The sequence below is a fragment of the Sorangium sp. So ce375 genome, from assembly GCF_051473855.1.
Taxonomy (GTDB): domain Bacteria; phylum Myxococcota_A; class Polyangia; order Polyangiales; family Polyangiaceae; genus Sorangium.
The window spans coordinates 8,319,370-8,335,647 of the sequence record NZ_CP150335.1 but is presented as its reverse complement, the minus strand read 5'-3'; the positions used below and the strand labels follow the sequence as shown (position 1 = coordinate 8,335,647).

The 16,278-nt window shown below is 73.5% G+C and carries 10 protein-coding genes; 4 read left to right on the top strand and 6 right to left on the bottom strand.

Annotated elements, in window-relative coordinates; all coding sequences use genetic code 11:
* Nucleotides 1–18: 18 nt before the first annotated feature.
* Nucleotides 19–2,430 (bottom strand): fused MFS/spermidine synthase, encoded by a 2,412-nt coding sequence (locus WME90_RS30840; protein WP_437275607.1) that lies wholly within the window; start codon nt 2,428–2,430, stop codon nt 19–21.
* Between the two features lie 246 nt (nt 2,431–2,676).
* Here WME90_RS30840 and WME90_RS30835 point away from each other — a divergent pair, with 246 nt between their 5' ends.
* From WME90_RS30835 to WME90_RS30825, 3 genes are read left to right on the top strand one after another with little or no spacing between them, the layout of a single operon-like run.
* On the top strand, nt 2,677–4,278 hold the full coding sequence (locus tag WME90_RS30835; RefSeq protein ID WP_437275606.1) for an ABC transporter ATP-binding protein: 1,602 nt from the start codon (nt 2,677–2,679) through the stop codon (nt 4,276–4,278).
* Entirely contained in the window at nt 4,275–5,366 is a 1,092-nt protein-coding gene (locus WME90_RS30830) for an ABC transporter permease (protein ID WP_437275605.1), read from the top strand. Before WME90_RS30835 ends, WME90_RS30830 begins: the two co-directional genes overlap by 4 nt.
* Nucleotides 5,363–6,274: an ABC transporter permease gene (locus WME90_RS30825; protein WP_437275604.1), complete on the top strand. Its 912-nt coding sequence runs from the start codon at nt 5,363–5,365 to the stop codon at nt 6,272–6,274. The genes WME90_RS30830 and WME90_RS30825 overlap by 4 nt, the downstream gene beginning before the upstream one ends.
* A gap of 44 nt (nt 6,275–6,318) precedes the next feature.
* Here the strand turns inward: WME90_RS30825 and WME90_RS30820 are convergent, their stop codons facing one another.
* Nucleotides 6,319–6,915: a Uma2 family endonuclease gene (locus WME90_RS30820; protein ID WP_437275603.1), complete on the bottom strand. Its 597-nt coding sequence runs from the start codon at nt 6,913–6,915 to the stop codon at nt 6,319–6,321.
* Nucleotides 6,916–6,988: 73 nt separating this feature from the next.
* Nucleotides 6,989–7,618, bottom strand: coding sequence for a hypothetical protein (locus WME90_RS30815; RefSeq protein ID WP_437275602.1), 630 nt, complete (start codon nt 7,616–7,618; stop codon nt 6,989–6,991).
* A 27-nt stretch (nt 7,619–7,645) separates the two neighbouring features.
* On the opposite strand from WME90_RS30815, the gene WME90_RS30810 reads away from it, so the two are divergent.
* Nucleotides 7,646–8,851 carry a M14 family metallopeptidase gene (locus WME90_RS30810; RefSeq protein ID WP_437275601.1) on the top strand — a complete coding sequence of 402 codons (1,206 nt, stop codon included), beginning with the start codon at nt 7,646–7,648 and terminating at the stop codon, nt 8,849–8,851.
* A 25-nt stretch (nt 8,852–8,876) separates the two neighbouring features.
* Here the strand turns inward: WME90_RS30810 and WME90_RS30805 are convergent, their stop codons facing one another.
* The 3 genes from WME90_RS30805 to WME90_RS30795 form a co-directional block, all read right to left on the bottom strand.
* Complete coding sequence (locus WME90_RS30805) at nt 8,877–10,076, bottom strand: MFS transporter (protein WP_437275600.1); 1,200 nt, start codon at nt 10,074–10,076, stop codon at nt 8,877–8,879.
* Between the two features lie 191 nt (nt 10,077–10,267).
* Complete coding sequence (locus WME90_RS30800; protein WP_437275599.1) at nt 10,268–10,855, bottom strand: N-acetyltransferase family protein; 588 nt, start codon at nt 10,853–10,855, stop codon at nt 10,268–10,270.
* 224 nt (nt 10,856–11,079) lie between these two features.
* Nucleotides 11,080–16,059, bottom strand: a complete 4,980-nt coding sequence (locus WME90_RS30795; RefSeq protein WP_437275598.1) for a hypothetical protein — start codon at nt 16,057–16,059, stop codon at nt 11,080–11,082.
* Between the last annotated feature and the right edge of the window lie 219 nt (nt 16,060–16,278).

The following is a 16,278-nucleotide window of genomic DNA, read 5'->3' as shown; positions in this document are numbered from 1 at the left end:
GGCGGGGGCTGAGCGACCTCAGGGCGCGAGGTGCCGCGCGCGCGGCGCCCGCGTCCGGTACCGATCGAGGAGCGCGAGCGTCGCGTCCAGCGACGCGCCGTACGGGAGCACGTTGCCCTTCGGCGTGGCGTACTCGAGATAGAGGTTGTCGTCCGTGGACAGGATCGGGCCGCCGTCCTCGGCCGCGTCGGCGACGAAGCGGTCGAGATCGTCGCCCGAGGTCACGAGGGCGTCGAGGAGCTCCTCCAGCCGCGCGCCCGCGAGCGTCGCCTGGAGCGACGGGCGCGCGTCGAGCCCGGCGAGGCGCGCCTGCGAGGCGACGAGCGGCGCGCCGCTCGCGACGAGGATGCCCTGCGCGCCGCCCACGAACAGGGCGACGTGCGGGAACGCGCTGCGCATCGTCCGCACCACGACGGCGAGCTCGCGCCGCCGGATGTGGTGGAGCTGCACCCACTGCTGCAGGACGCCGCCCTCGCTGAGCCGGGACCGGGCGAGCTCGTAGAACTCGCGGCTGTAGAGGCTCGCGGCGCCAGCGAACCAGACGCTGGTGAGCTCGATGGCGATGAGGTCGTAGCGGCCCGGGGCGGCGACGAGCAGCTCGTTCCTGCCGTCGTTGAGCGAGAGGCGGACGCGGGGGTCGTCGAGCGCGCCGAGGCTCGGGCCGGCGAAGAAGCGGCGGGAGGCCTCGACGATCGCGGGTGAGATCTCGGCGACGTCGATGCGCTCGAAGGGGTACGCCGCGATGGTGCCGGTCGTCGTCCCGGTGCCCAGCCCGACGACGAGCGCGGCGCGCGTGTCGCGGAGGAAGAGCGAGGGGAAGTGCGCGAACCGGCGCTGCGCCGTCATCTCGGGGCCGTCGTCGCCCTGGAACTTGCCGTTCGTGTACATGGTCGTGATGCCGGCGCGGTGCGCGACCGTGGTGACGCCGCCATGCACGTCCTCGCGCACGAGGTCGATGCGCTCGGGGCGCGGCCCCATGGCGAAATAGACGTTCGCGCCGCTCGTGAGGCGCGCCATGTCCCAGCGGGGCGCCAGCACGGCGAGGACCGCCGCCGCCGCGGCCATCGCGAGGGCGCGGGGGAGCTCCGCGCCGGCGCGCGCGGCGGCGAGGACGGCCGTGAGGGCGAAGGCGAGCGCGATCGTCAGGAGGGCGCGCTCCGAGCCGAGCGCAGGCAAGATGAGGTAGCCGGTGACGATGGAGCCGGCGATGGTGCCCAGGGTGTTCGCGGACGTCAGCCTGCCGACGCGCGCGGCGACGTCGGCGTGCGCGGCGGCGCGCGCGAGCAGCAGGGGGAAGGTGGTGCCCATGCACAGCGTGGGCAGCGCGAGGATCGCGAGCGCGGCGAGCGCGCGGCACGCCTCGCGGCCGGCCCACCCGTCGACGTGCTTGCCCGCGAAGGCGAAGAGCCGCGGGAGCTGGTCCCAGAGCGGGACGGTGGCGGCGAGCGAGAGCGCGGTGGCGATGAGCCCCCGAAAGAGCGCGCCCTCGCCGTGGCGGCGCGCGAGGGCAGGCGAGCGCGCGGCGCCGGCCGCGAGGCAGACGAGGAAGACGGCGAGCATCAGCCCGAACGCGTAGGCGCTGTTGCCGATGAGCAGCGCGAGCAGGTGCGTCTGGACCACCTCGGCGGCGAAGACGAGGAAGCCCGACGCAAACGCGAGGAGGAGCAGGAACGGCGGCTCGGCCCGGCCGACGGCGGCGAGAGGGGCGTCCGAGGAGCGAGCGTCGGGGGAGGAGGGGGCCTCGGGGGAGCGCGCGTCGGTGGAGCGGGCCTCGGGCTCGGCGGCGGCGGGCGCCGGGCCGCGCAGCCCGGCGGAGATCGCGATGACGCCGAGGACGAGGTTGGCGATCGCCGCAGACCAGAGCGCGCCGCGGATCCCGAGGTGCGGGAGGACCACGTAGGCGCCGGAGAGCGCGCCGGCGGCGCCGCCCGCCGTGTTGATGGCGTAGAGCGAGGCGAGGCGGCGCGCGGCGTCGTGCTCGGCGGGGGGCGCGGCGCCGGCGCGGAGGATGCGCGAGAGCACCGGGAACGTGGCGCCCATCGCGACCGTGGGGACGACGACCACGAGGGCGGTCAGCGCGGCGCGCGCCGCGGTGAGCAGCGCGAGCGAGTCGGGCGCGGCGCGGGCGACGGCGACGTAGGCCGAGGTCAGCGCCTCGAACAGGAACGGCGAGACGGCGCAGATCGCGCCGACGATCGCCTCGAGCGCGCCGTAGACGACGAGCGGGCGGCGCGCGGACGCGGCGTGGCGGCCGCCGAGGTGCGCGCCGAGGGCGAGGCCGCCCATGAAGGCGGCGAGGACCGTGCTCACGGCATACGCGGTGGCGCCGAAGACGTAGGCGAGCAGCTTGGAGAAGGCGACCTCGTAGAGGAGGCCGGTCGCGCCAGAGACGAAGAACAGGGCGGCCACGAGCGGGAAGCGGGAGCGCACGGGCGCGCACGCTAGTACAGGCGCCCGACGAGCAGGCACCTCAGAGCGCCGCTCGAGGCCGCCCACGACCAGGCAGCCGAGGGCGGGCGACGCGCCGTCCTCGGCGGCGCCCGTCCGGCGAACCCGGACGCCCAAGGCGCGCCGGCGCGACTGGCGCCACGAGAGGGCAGGCCGCTTGATCCCCGGCGTGGTCGCCCCGCGCCGCCCCGCCCTCGCACGACCGCCCTCGCCGCGGAGCCTCGCTCCATGACGGCGCCGCCGGCCCCGGAGGTCCCCGCGCCGCCCGCCCCCGGCGGCGCGGCGATCGAGCTCGACCGCGTGAGCCGCAGCTACGGCGCGCAGATCGCCGTGCGCGCCGCCTCGCTCCGCCTCGCGCCCGGCGCGCTCCACGCGGTCGTCGGCGAGAACGGCGCCGGCAAGTCCACGCTGCTCAAGCTCGCGGCCGGCGTGCTCGCGCCCGACGCCGGCGTCGTCCGCGTCGACGGCGCCGCGCTGCGGCCGGCGACGCCCGCCGAGGCCGCCCGCCGCGGCGTGGGCATGGTCCACCAGCACTTCATGCTCGTCGGGAGCTTCCTTGCCCTCGAGAACATCGTGCTCGGCTGCGAGCCCGCGCTCCGCGGCGGCCGGCTCGACCTCGCCGGCGCCCGCGCCCGCGCCGGCGCGCTCATGGAAGACGCGGGGATCGAGATCCCGCTCGACGCCGTGACCTCGTCGCTCACCGTGGGCGAGCGGCAGAAGCTCGAGATCCTGCGGGTGCTCTACCGCGGCGCACGGGCGATCCTGCTCGACGAGCCCACGGCCGTGCTCTCTCCGCTGGAGGCCGGCGCGCTGTACGCGACCCTCCGGCGCCTCGCGCGCGAGGGCCGCACGGTCGCGGTCGTGACCCACCGGCTCGACGAGGTGATCCGGTTCGCGGACCACGTCACCGTGATGCGCCGCGGGCAGGTCGTTCTGTCGCGGCCCGCGGTCGGCTGGTCCACGGACGCCGAGGGAGAGCTCACCCGCGCGATCATGGGCGGCGAGCCGCCGCCGCGGGTCGAGCGGCCGCCGCTGGCCGAGGGGGCGCCCGCGGCGCTCGAGATCGCGGGGCTGACCGTGGTGGGCGCCGGCGGCCGGCTCGTGCTCGACGGCGTGACCCTCGCGGTGCGCGCAGGGGAGATCGCCGGCGTCGCGGGCGTCGAGGGCAACGGCCAGCGCGAGCTCGTGCGCGCCCTCGCCGGGATGGAGCCGCGCGCGGCCGGCCGCGTCGCCGTCTGCGGGGTCGAGCTGTCCTCGTGGGGCATCCGCGCGCGCCGGGCCTGCCTCGGCGTGGTCCACGAGGACCGCCACGCCGAGGGCTTGCTCCTCGACGCGTCGGTCGGCGACAACCTCGTCCTCGGCGACCTCGGCGCGCTGCCGCGCGGCGCCCGCGGCCGCGACGCCGAGGCGGCCCTCGTCGCGCGCCGCATCGCCCGCTTCGGCGTCGAGCCGCCCGAGCCGTCCCGCCTCGCGGGCGAGCTCTCCGGCGGCAACCAGCAGAAGATCGTCGTCGCGCGGGCGCTCGATCGCGTCGCGCCGGCGGCGCCCGGCCCGGGCGTGGCCACCGGGGCGCCGCGCCGCGCGGCCGCGATCCTCGCCCAGCCGACCCGGGGCGTCGACGTCGGCGCCGCCGCCGTCATCCACGCGGCCATCGCCGAGGCCGCCAGGGCGGGGCTCGCGATCCTCGTGGTCAGCGCGGACCTCGCCGAGCTCCGGCGGCTCTGCCACCGGCTCTTCGTGATGCGCAAGGGCAGGATCGTCGCGACCCTCCCGCCCGCGTGCTCCGACGAGCAGATCGGGCGCGCGATGCTCGGCGTGGAGGCGGCGTGAGCTCGGCCCGTGAGCCGCCCCGACGCGCGCGCGGGCGGCGCCGCCTGCGCGCGCTCCGAGGGGCCGCCCTCCCGGCGGCGCTCGTGCTCGCCGGCATCCTCCTCGCCCTGAACCTCATCTCGTTCGGCTTCGGCGAGGCGCCCGCGTCGACCTTGCGCCGCGCCTTCGAGGGCACGTGGGGCACCCCGTACGGCGTCGGTCAGGTGCTGTTCAAGGCGACCCCGCTCCTCTTCACAGGGCTCGCCTTCTCGATCGCGCTCCGCGCGGGCCTCTTCAACATCGGCGCCGAGGGGCAGGTGACGATGGCGAGCCTCGCGGGCGCCGTGGTCGCGGCCGAGCTCCCTCCGCGGACGCCGTGGTTCGTCGCCGTCCCGGCGTCGATCGCGTGCGCCGTGGCCGCGGGCGCCGCCGTCGCGCTCGTCCCCGCGCTCCTGCGCGCGCGCCTCGGCGCCCACGAGATCATCAGCGGGATCATGATGAACCGCGTCGCCGACGTGCTCGCGCCGTGGCTGCTCGCGTCGGTCCTCGGCAGGGCCGCGATGCGCACCGCGGACGCCATCCCCGCGGCCACGCTGCCGCGGCTCGAGCGCATCGTCCCGGCGCTGCACGGCAGCGCCGCGAGCGTCGCCTTCCCCCTCGCGGTGGCGCTCGCGCTCGCGGCGCACCGCGCGCTGTCGCGGAGCCGCGCGGGCCGCGAGATGCGCTTCGTGGGGCAGGGCGCCGAGGTCGCGCGCGCGGAGGGCATCGACGTGCCGCGCCGGCGCCTCGTGGCGATGCTCGCGTCCGGCGCCGCGGCGGGCGCCGCCATGACGGCGACGACGCTCGGCTACAAAGGGTACTACGAGCTCGGCCTGGGCGCGGGCGCGGGCTTCTCGGGCATCCCGGTCGCGCTGCTCGGCCGAGGGACGCCGCTCGGGCTCGTCCTTTCGGCGGTGCTCTTCGGCACGCTCGAGCAGGCCGGCCTCGCCATCAACGCGCGCGTGCCGAAGGAGGCGATGGACGTGCTGGAGGCGCTGGCCATCGTCCTCGTCGCCGCCGCGGCGGGCGGCGGCGAGCGCGCGGGCCGCCCCGGGGAGCCGCCTGCATGAGCTCGACCGCCCTCGTGATGCTCGCGGAGACGCTGCGGATCGCCGCGCCGTACGCCTGCGCGGCGATCGGCGGCATCTGGGCGGAGCGCTCGGGCATCGTCCAGATCGGCCTGGAGGGGGTGCTGCTCGCCGCCGCGTTCACCTCGGTGGTGGTCGCCCACGCGACCGGCAGCGCGGCGACCGGCCTCGCCGCGGCGATCGCCGCGGGCGCCGCCCTCTCCCTCGGCCACGCCTTGCTCGTCGAGCGCGCCCGCGTGGACGCCGTCGTCAGCGGCATCGCGCTCAACCTGCTCGCCTACGCCGGGACGCGCCTGCTCCTGCGCGGGCTCTACGACAGCGCCTCGAGCTCGCCCTCGATCGAGGGCTTCCGCGCCGGCCCGACCGGGAAGAGCGGCGCGGCGCTGCTCGCGCGCGTGCTCCTCGATCCCGTCTCGCTCGCGGCGGCGCTCGCGATCGCGGCGACGCCGCTCTTGATCGCGCGCACCCGCTTCGGGCTCCGGGTGCGCGCCGCGGGCGAGAACCCGGCCGCGGCCGCCGCCGCGGGCGTCCCCGTGACCCGCGTCCGCTGCGCCGCGCTCGCGCTGTCCGGCGCGATCTGCGCGATCGGCGGCGCGCACCTCGCGTACGACCAGCGCCGCTTCGACTCCGGCATGTCGAACGGCCGCGGCTTCATCGCGCTCGCGGCGGTCGTCGTCAGCGGCCTCCGCGCCGGCCGCGCGGCGCTCGCGTGCCTCCTGTTCGGCGCGCTGGAGGCCTTGCAGATCGCGCTCCAGTCCGCGGCGCGGGGCGCGTCGCGCGCGGGCGATCTCGTGCAGCTCCTGCCGTACGTCGCGACGCTCGTCGCGCTGGGGCTCGCGGCGCGACGGGCCGCGGCGCCGGGGGAGCCCGGGAGCCGCGCCGGCCCGTGACTGGCCCGGTCTCGCCGCGTGCCGCCGCGGGGGCGAGCGGGCTGTCAGGGGCCCGCGCTCGCCTCCGGCTCGATCCCTTCCCACCAGGCGCCGAGATCGAGCTCGATCGCGTCGAACGGCGCGGCGCGCACCTTCTCGTCCGCGCCGTGGAGGCCGAGCTCCATCCACCTGCCCTCGACATGCTGGGCGACGAGGAGCGTCCTGTCGCGCGGGTCGACGTACCAGATGTGCTGGACGCCGATCCGGACGTAGAAGCGGCGCTTGACGATCTGGTCGTAACTCGCGGTGCTGGGCGACAGGATCTCGCAGACCCAGTCCGGCACCAAGGTGATGGATCCCTCGCGGGGGAGCGTCGGAAGGCGCTCCCGGCGGAAGCCCGCCAGGTCGGGGGAGATCTCCGCGGCGCCCGGCAGCTGGATGCTCGGCTCGGGGAGGATCCACCAGCCGCCTGGGCCTCCGCGCCCTCGCTGGAACGGGTTCGTCAGGTCGGTCGTGATCAGACCCTCGACGCTCGCGTGCGGCGCGCGCGGACGAGGGAAGGCGTACAGCGTGTCGTCGAGGATCTCGCCGCGCCAGGTCGGCGGCAGCGCCTCCAGATCGGCGAGCGTGGCCGGGCGGACGAGGGTGGGTGCGATGTTCATGCGGGCCCGGCAGCAAATCTAGCCGAGGAACGGAACGGGCGCTCGGCGGATGGCGCCACCCCGCGCCGCCCCGTCACCAGCCGAGCCGCTGCAGCCGCTCCCTGGCCCCCTTCACCCCGAAGATCGTCTCCTCGCCCGGCGGCACCACGGGCGCGAGCAGCACCGCCGCGAGCACCGCGGTGACGACCAGCGGCGCCCGCGCGTCGTCGCCGGCGACCTTCGGCTCTCGCACCTGCCAGGCCCGCCGCGCCCGCGCGAGCAGCGCGTCGAACCCGGCTCCGCCGATCGCCCGCACCCCCGCCGCGGCCGCCGCGCGCACGAGCGGCGCGCGATCCAGCGGCACCGTCAGCACGAGCACGCGGCTCGTCGCGCGCGGCGTGGAAGAAGAAGAGGAGACGCGCGCGATGTCCACCTCGACGGCGTCGGCCATCGGCGTGGTCCCCGACGGGTACGCCTTCTTCTGCACGAGCGTGAGCTCCGCGCCGAAGAAGACGCGCGCCTGGTGCGCCCAGCGGTGCTCGTCGATCCGCGCCTCGGGCTCCGGCGATAACAACGACCAGCCCTGGCCCGGCGGCAGCAGCTCGATACGTCCTTGTGCCCACCCGCTGCCGTCGAATTCCATTCGCGCGCCCGCTGCCACGGTAATCCCTGGTTTGACCTGGTCCAGATCGCACGGAGGGGCGACCGGTGCTCTATAGTCCATGCCATCTAGGGTAAAGGTGAGCCCTGCATGCCGAAGTCCGATCAGGCGTCGGAAGAGCAAGGCCGGGCTGCCCTGAGGGCGGCCCTCTTTGTACACCGCCGCGCGCCGCTCTCCCGCCTGCTCGCCCGCCGCGGGCTCGGTCCATACCGCGGGTATGGCGAGCTCCTGGAGGCGATCGAGCGGCTCGCCGACCGCGGGGCGCAGCTCTCGCTGATCGGGCGCTCTATCCGGGGCGAGCCGCTGCTCGCCGTTCACCTCGGCGCAGCCAGCTCGGCCGCTGCGCGCGGCGAGGGGCGGGCCGCGGAGCGCCTGGCGCTGGGCGCCCAGGGCGGACGGAGCGTCATGAACGGCGCGTCCCTCCACGGCGCGCACGACGACAGCGGCCCGCCCGGCGGCGCGGACGATCCGGCGGCGAGCGACGCCGCCGTCGCTTCGTCGGCCGAGCGCGCCGGCCCGCTCGATCCGCGCCTCTCCAGGGCAGCCGGGCTGCGCGAGCGCGAGCGGACGACGGTGATCCTGTCCGGGATCCACCCCCTCGAGTGGATCGGCATCGAGGCCCACCTCGCGCTGCTCGAGCGCCTCGCGACCCAGGACCTCGGCGGAAGGTCGATCCTCGCCGTCCCGATCGTGAACCCCGACGGGCTCCTCCGCGTCGAGATGAACCTCCGCGCCGGGCGTCACCGGTACGTGCGGGGCAACGCCCGCGGCGTCGACCTCAACCGGAACTTCGACGCCGGCTGGTACGAGCGGGGCCTCATCCAGCGCCTCATCGGGCTCGTCTTCTCGCCCGGCAGCCGCCCCGCCAGCGAGCCGGAGGTGGAGGCCATCGCGCACGCGCTGTCGCCGCGCCGGATCGACCGCGCGCTGTCGCTGCACAGCGCCGGCGGCGCCGTGCTGTACCCGCCGGCGCACAGCCTCTGGCCCGTGGCCGACGCCGCCGAGCACCGCGCCTTCGCGCTGCGCGTCGCGCGCGCCGCGGATCGCAGGCCGTACCGCGCCATGTCCTACGTCCGCTTCGCCTGGGGTATCCGCAAGGCGGGCCTGGAGATCGACTGGCTCCACGATCGCCACGGGGCGCTGTCGCTCCTCGTCGAGTGCTCGCGCGGCAAGCTCGGCCTCCGGCCGTCGCGCCTCGTCGAGCCGTTCGCCTGGCACAACCCCCGGCGGCTCGACGACGCCACGCCGCCGCTCGTCGACGCCCTGCTGCCCTTCGTGAAGGGCGCGCGCGCCTAGCTCCGCGAAAAACGAGGCGCGCCGCTCAGAGCTCGATCGGCTCGCCGACGGGCATCTTCTGCAGGCCGAGGAGGACGCCGATGGCGGCGAAGCTCGCCGCCATCAAGCCGTACGCCGCCAGCGCCCGGTGCTCGATCAGCCAGCCGGCGCCGATGGGGCCGATGATCTGCGAGATGCTCGCGAGCGACTGGCTCACGCCGAGCGCCGCGCCCTGCTCGTCGCGGCCGACGCTCTTCGTGAGGAGCGTGGTGATCGCCGGCCGCACCACCGCCGCGCCGAACGCCGCGATCCCCACGAGCAGGAGCAGCACGGGCAGCGTGTACGCGACGCCGAGCAGGCCGTAGCCGATCACCATCGTGCCGAAGCCGAGCAGCGCGAGCCGCTCCTCGCCGTACCGCTTCGCCAGCCGGCCGATCAGGCCGCCCTGGATGCTGCCGCCGATGAGGCCGGAGAAGGCGTAGAGGTAGCCCGTCTCCTTGACGCCGAACGCGAAGCGCCGCTCGAGGAAGAGCGCCAGGCCGCCGATGAGCGTCGAGAAGGAGAGGGAGAAGGCGAAGAACTCGAGCAGCCGGCGGCGCGGGAGCGGCCGGTCGAAGTACCGGCGGAAGGCGTCCCCGCGGCCCATCGACGCCGGCCGGGCGGCCGCGGCGGCCGCCCCGTCCTGGGCCACCGGCGAGGGCGGCTTCGCCGGGAGCAGCGTGGCCGTGAGGAGGACCGACAGGAGCGACAGCACCGCCGCGCCGTACGCCGGCGCGCCGTAGCCGAAGCGGCTCGCGAGCTCCCCCGTGATGGCCGGGCCGAGCAGGAACCCGGAGCCGAAGGCGATGCCGATCAGGCCGAACGCCTTTGTGCGCTCCTCCGGCCGGGTCACGTCGCTGATGTACGCCTGCGCGATCGTCAGGTTCCCGGCCGTGAGCCCGTCGATGATCCTCCCGAGGAAGAGCATCCAGAGCGAGCTCGCCGAGCCGATGACGAGGAACCCGATGAACGTGCCGGTCTGGCTCGCGAGCAGCGTCGGCTTGCGGCCCACCTGGTCGGAGATCCGCCCGAGGATCGGGCCCGAGACGAGCTGGCAGACCGCGTAGCTCGCCGCGAGCACGCCGACCACGAGCTCGCTGGCGCCGAAGTGCTCGGCGTAGAACGGGAGGAGCGGGAGGACGAGCGTGAGGCCGAGGACGTCGACGAAGACGGTGAGGAAGATCGGCAGGAGCGGCGAGCGGAGCATGGTGGCTTTCGGTGGCGATGGACTGCGGTGGCGACCGACGGCGATCCGCGCCGGCGATGGCCGGGCCTTCGGGCGGGCGCCTGGACGGCGTTGTCCTCATGACGCATCTGCGCCGCGGCGGGTACCCTCCAGCGCTCGTCCGGGGCGTAGGCCGGGCCACGGGCGGACCCGGGCGCGCCCGTTCCCGCGCCTCAGCGCTCCGCCGGGGTGGCGCGCGGCTCGGGAGAGCGGAGCGCGAGCGTCATCTGGACGTCATCCAGGATGGCGCCGTCGACCCGGAACGCGTCTTCTCGGGTGCCGATCGGGACGAACCCCATCCCCGCGTAGAGCCGTCTGGCGCGCTCGTTGTTGGAGAAGACGCCGAGGTCGAGGTACGAGAGGCCCGCCTGATCGCGGGCCCAGGCGATCGCGGTCTCCAGCAGGCGCCGGCCGTGGCCCTGCCCGGTGTGGGGGCCGAGGATGCCCATCGCGACGACGGCGCGGTGGCCCTCGGACCGGACGCGGCCGCCGCGCAGCTCGACGTGCCCGATGACGCGCGCCCGCGGCTCGCTCGACCGGAGCAGCCAGGCCCGGCCCCAGAGCGGCTCGTCGAGCGCCTTGCCCCAGCGGTCGCGCGCGCTCTGCTCGACCTCGTCGGGGGCGAGCGACGTGGCGACGGCGAAATGGGGCACGCCGCGCCGGCCGGACTCGGCCACGTGCTCGATGAGGTAGGTCGAGAAGGCCCGCGCGTCCGAGCGCTGGGCCGGGACGATGACGGGGAGGGCGGGGGAAGGGATCATGCCGCGGCGCGCGCGGCGCCACGGCGAGCGTAGTGCCGCCCTGGCGCCCGCGCGACCCTCAACGGCAGCAGGGCGGGCTCGGCCGGTGAGACCTCGGGCCGGAGGGGCACGGGCGCCGCGCAGGGCCGGGCCGGCGCGCGCTCAGGCTGCGGGAATGGGGAGGAGAGAGGGGAAGAGAGGAGGGCGGGGCCCCGACGCGGGGCCCCGGCGCGGCGAGGCGCGGATCAGTCGGGGTACACGCCGAGCTGCTCCGGGTCGGCGAGGCCGAACTGGGCCATCATCTTGAGCAGGTAGTCGGGCACCGACTTGTAGCTCTTCAGCTCGTACGCGTAGTGGTTCTTGTAGATGGTGAGCTGCGTGCAGTTCGGGTTGATGTTCTGATCACACGCCGGCACCTCGGTGAACGAGCCGACCGGGGACAGGTCCTTGATCGCGCGATCCGGGACGATGATCGCGGTGCCGTCCGGGTGGTACGTGATCATCGCGCGACCGTACTTGTTGAAGCCGGGGCCATAGGCGGCGGCGTACGCCGGATCCGCGGGGACGTTGTCGCCCGCGTTGCCTGGCACCAGGTTGCCGTCGTACCTCTGCTCGTCGAGCTGGTAGCCCTTCGCGGTGAGGGCGTTGGCGTACTCGATCACGCGGGCCGCGATGCCCTTCTGCACCCACTTGCCGCCGGAGCCCTCGCACGCCGTCCTGTTCTTGCCGGCCCCGAAGAGGCACTCCATGCCGTACGTGCGGGCGTAGTAGACCTGACCGGACGTCGGGTCCTGCCACTCGATGCGCTGCTCGAAGCCCGGGTCCGCGTCGCTGCCGAGCCGGTAGACGCGCATCATGTCCAGCCAGTTCGTCTTGCCGTTGGCGGGGATGTACGCGAGCGTCCACGCGATCAGGAACTTCTGCACCTCCCAGCCGATCTGCGGATCGACGGAGATGGTCCGGTCCACGGTCGCCGGGTCGAAGTCGCCGCCGGTGTAGTTCGAGCAGAGGTTCCTCCCGTTGGTCGGGAAGCAGACCTGCGGCCCCTCGTTCGGCCACCAGCTGACCCAGCCCATCGGGCGCGCCGGGAACTCCTTCGCCAGCGGGTCGGGATCCGTGCTCTCCGCGTCGAGCACCGGCCGGCCGTCCGCGTCGGCCTCGAGGCGAGGCGCGAGGAGCGAGCGGTCGCCGGTGAGGGCGTTGGCGAGCACGCGGCGGTAGCCCTCGGGCAGCACGTCGGCCATGCCGACCGCGCGGAAGCGGGCGTCGTAGAAGTCGCGGCGGGAGCTGCTGACGAACCGGTCCTCCGACTCGGAGAGCAGGATGGCCGTGTGGATCTTGTCGTAGTAGCTGCCCGCGTTGAACGAGTAGTCGGTGTCGAAGTCGCCGTGATCGTCCGAGTTCCTGTTCTCGAGCGGGTGACCGCCGAACCCGATGTCCTTCAGGTAGCCGGTCGAGCCGTTCGGGATCTGGACCAGCACCGCGGTGTTGGCCGTGCCGCCGTCGCTCTCGAAGCTCGTGCCGGCGCCGTAGTCGTCGCCGTCGAGGTCCGAGTGGAGGACCGGGTCGTTGAACAGCGGATCGCGCAGGTAGTGCGGTCCCTCCTCCGGGCGAGCGAGCTGCCTGGCGAAGTGATCGAACGCCACCGTCGCGGCGACGACGTTCTCCTGCAGGCCGTTCTCGACGAGGAGCGGCCACAGCGTGTCGAACGACAGGCCCTGGTTCGTCGCGATGTCCTGGTAGATCGTCCCGTAGAACCCGATGCCGCCGGCGATGCCGAGCATCTTCTCGCTGTATCGGGAGTAGGACCGATCCGCCGCGGCGCGGACGTTGAACGTCGTCCGGTTGCGCCGGAAGTTGTCGAAGATGTGCCTGTTCTCCTGGGTGGTGATCAGGAACATCAGCTGCTCGTACGGGTCGGCGCCGTTGTCGTGACGGAAGACCGAGACGTTGCCGGTGTCGGCCCAGTTGTCGGTCGCGAACGCGTACGGCACGCGGACGCGGAGCTTGTCGTCGACCGCCGGACCGCCGCGGAAGGAGGGGAGCGAGGTCTCGCCGTCCTGCGGCTTGCGCATCTGCGTCCAGCCGACGTAGTCGACCGGCTGCTGGCGGCAGCGCTTCGTCTCGTCGCCGACCGTGACGATGCCGCCGTCGAGGAGCGGGTGCCACTTGCCGTCGAGCTCCTCGTTCCACGTCGCGGGCGGGGTCGCCGGCACGTCGTAGCAGTCGCGGATGACCCCGTACTGCGCTTGCAGCTGGGAGTAGTGGAAGTCGTTGACGCTGGGCGCCCTCGTGGCGGTGCCCTTCGAGAACGTGCCGTACTTGATGCCGGCCAGCCCGCCGAAGTTGTCCGTCGCGGCGAGGAGCCCGCCGCCGACCCGGCCGCCGGCCAGGTATTTGGAGTCGCGGTTGTCGTAGACGCTCACCGTGTCGCCGTAGAAGAAGCGCGCGGCGGCGAAGTCGTAGACGCCCAGGCCGACAAGGTCCTGGGAGACGTCGCCCGGGTAGTCCATGACCGTGGAGTGCTGGAACATCCAGATCATGTTCTTCTGCTCTTCGTCCGTGATCGCGTCGTAGTAGCGGGGGCCGACGCACTCCTCCGGGGTCTCGTCCGCCTCACCGGCGCACTGGGCCCTGATCTTTCCGTTCTTCGTCCTGAGCTGCCAGTACTGGGGCCGGAAGAAGAGCGAGGCGTAGCTGCTCACGAAGTTGTGCCGGAGGCCGACGGAGTGCCCCATCTCGTGCGCGATGACCGCGTACTGGTAGCGGCGCTGGATGTACTTGAACATCTGCTCGTAGCGCCCGCGCTTCTCCTCGGCCGTCTCCTTGTTGCCCATGGGGAACTTGTCGCGGAGCGCCTCCGCGAGGCCGGTCACCGCCGAGGCCTCGGGGGCCTCGTGCAGGATGCAGGCGCCGCGCTCGGCGAGCGCGTTGTCGTGCATCTGGCGGAGCTGCGAGTGCATCTTCGGGTTGTTCATCGCGAACGGCGACGCCGCGTCGGCGAGCGGGCCCTCGATGGGCAGGCCGGCGGGGATGCCCGCGTGCTTCAGCATCGCCGGGTTCATGAGGTCCGCCTCGGCGATGCTGCCCCGGGCGGCCTTCATGCGGGCGCCCACGGCCGCCTGCTGCGGGGAGGGGACGTCGCCCCGCACCGCGACGTCGGCGACCCTCGCCTTCATCGGATCCATGAGCGCCTGGAGCTGGGGGGAGACGCCCTGCGCGACGAGGCTCTCGTACGCTTCGGGGTCGAGCTTCGTGGCGCTCGCGAGCCGCGACGTGACCTCCCGCTTCGTCATCGTGGGCCCCTGGCCGCCGCCGGAGGCGCGGCTCGCCTGCGCCCAGTCACGGATGTACTTGCCATTCGTGATCTCGGCGGTCGGGATCTCGCCGTTGATGTAGCGGACGATGTCGACGAGCTGCTGCGCCGCGGAGTCGGTGACGTGGCTCCAGATGTTGACGCTGGCGGCCACCTTCTCGCCGGTGATCGGGTCGTCCGCGTCGGCCATGATGCCCCAGGGCGACGGCGTCTGCGGCTTGTCGACGATGAGCACGCTGTTGTAGCGGAGGTCGCCGAGCCGCGGGGCGACGCGCTCCTCGAGGGGAACGCTCGTGTCGCCGCAGGCCGGGTGATCGCCCTCGATGATGGGGTTGTGGCAGAGCACGATCACCGATGGCTGCGTGACGACGCTGGCGATCGCGCGCGTCGCCTGGTCGCCGCCGCGACGCTCCACGAGCGCCTCCACGGCCGCCCTGGCCTGGTCGTCGCACGCCGGCGCGTCCCAGCCGTCCCTGCGGCGGCACGCGTTCAGGTCGCGTGAGATCGCGACGGCCTCGTCGATGTCGTCCTGCTGGCCCTTCCACATCGGGAATTTCGCGTCGCAGTCCTCGCCGCCCGTCTTCCGGCACTCGACGAGGCGCGACGTCTGGATCGCGGTCTTCATCGCGAGATCCCACTCCTCGGCGGCCCACTGGGTCGCCTCGAAGAGGTCCTCCGACGAGTTGCCGCCGATGTACCAGGGGATGACGACGGCCTTGCGCTCCGCGTAGGGCAGCGTGCACTTCTGCTTGAACACGTCGCACTGCGAGCCCGCGCCGGCCGCGGCGCACACGTCCGCGGTGCCGTCCCCGTCCTCGTCGAGGTTCGGATCGGCGGCCTGGGCCGCCTCCGAGGTCGCGCAGGGGAGCGCGCCCTCCATCGCCTCGGGGTCCTCGTAGAAGTGGCTGCGCTCCCAGAGGTTGTAGCGGGCCGCGAAGCGCCGCCACTGGTTGTCCACGATCCCGTACTTGCGGTCGTAGCCGTAGCGGGAATCGGCGGTGAAGATGCCGAACGCCTGGAACCTCACGCCGTCGACGTCGACCGGCTCGTAGTCGTTGTCGACCACCTTCTTGAACGACTGCCGGATCGTGATCTCGACCGGGTTGCAGTTGCCGTACGGGTCGGTGCCGCCGGCGAAGTCGCCCGGGAGCATGCAGGCCGGGAACTTGTCGATGCCCCAGCCGAGGCTCGACAGGTCGAGCATGAGGGGCGTGGCGAACGCCTTCGTCGTGACGTCGAAGTAGCCGTTCTTGGGGTCGAACTGCGGGGCGTCGGCGGAGGCGGGATCGCTGATGTAATAGGCGAGCGGCTCGTACTCGACACCTCCGTAGAGGCCGATCTGCGACAGGGTGTCGAAGTTGTAAGCGTCGGTGGCGAGGTTCCGCGACCAGTCGACGCGGAAGTACTCGCGCTCGTACCAGGGCCTGTCGCTCGCGTTCTCGACGATGACGTTCGACTCTTCCCCGGTCGACGGGTTGTAGTCGCGGACGATATCGAAATGCGACTCGATCGCGTAGCTCGCGACGATCTGGCCGTCGTTCGTCGTCTTCTTGGCGAGCCCGTTATAGTTGTTGCCCTTGCCGTCGGTCCCCTCGATGCGCTCGTAGGCGAGCCGGGCGTTGAGCTGGTGCTCGGTGACCTCCCACTTGATCCGGGAGACGGGCTGGGCGTAGGTCGACGTGAAGAGCCCATCTTGGGCGGCGCCGTACCCGACGTCGACGACCGTCCCCCGCATGTAGAACTCGGGGTCGTCGACGATGTCTTTCAGGTCCTTTCCAACGAAGAAGGACTTGGCGAGCGCATTGCTCTGCACCCTTCTGATGGACGGCCGCTCCTCGGCGCAGCCCGCCCCCACGACGGTCAGCGCGACGGTGCCGAGGAGCACCGCACGCCTTAAAATTCGATTCATCAACGATCCTCCGGAAGCTGCCTGTCGAGATCGACGCACAAGCTGGCCCTTCGCGACGCACGCGGCGCAGCGCGAGGCAATCCCCCCAGGCAAGAACGTTGCCAACGTTCGCCAACGTTCGAAGGCGAGCTCTTTCGATAAGTTAAGCACCTGTCGCACATACGCATCGGGGGTGGCGTTAAAGAGTTAACTGTTGCCGATCGGGCTTGCGACCGGCGC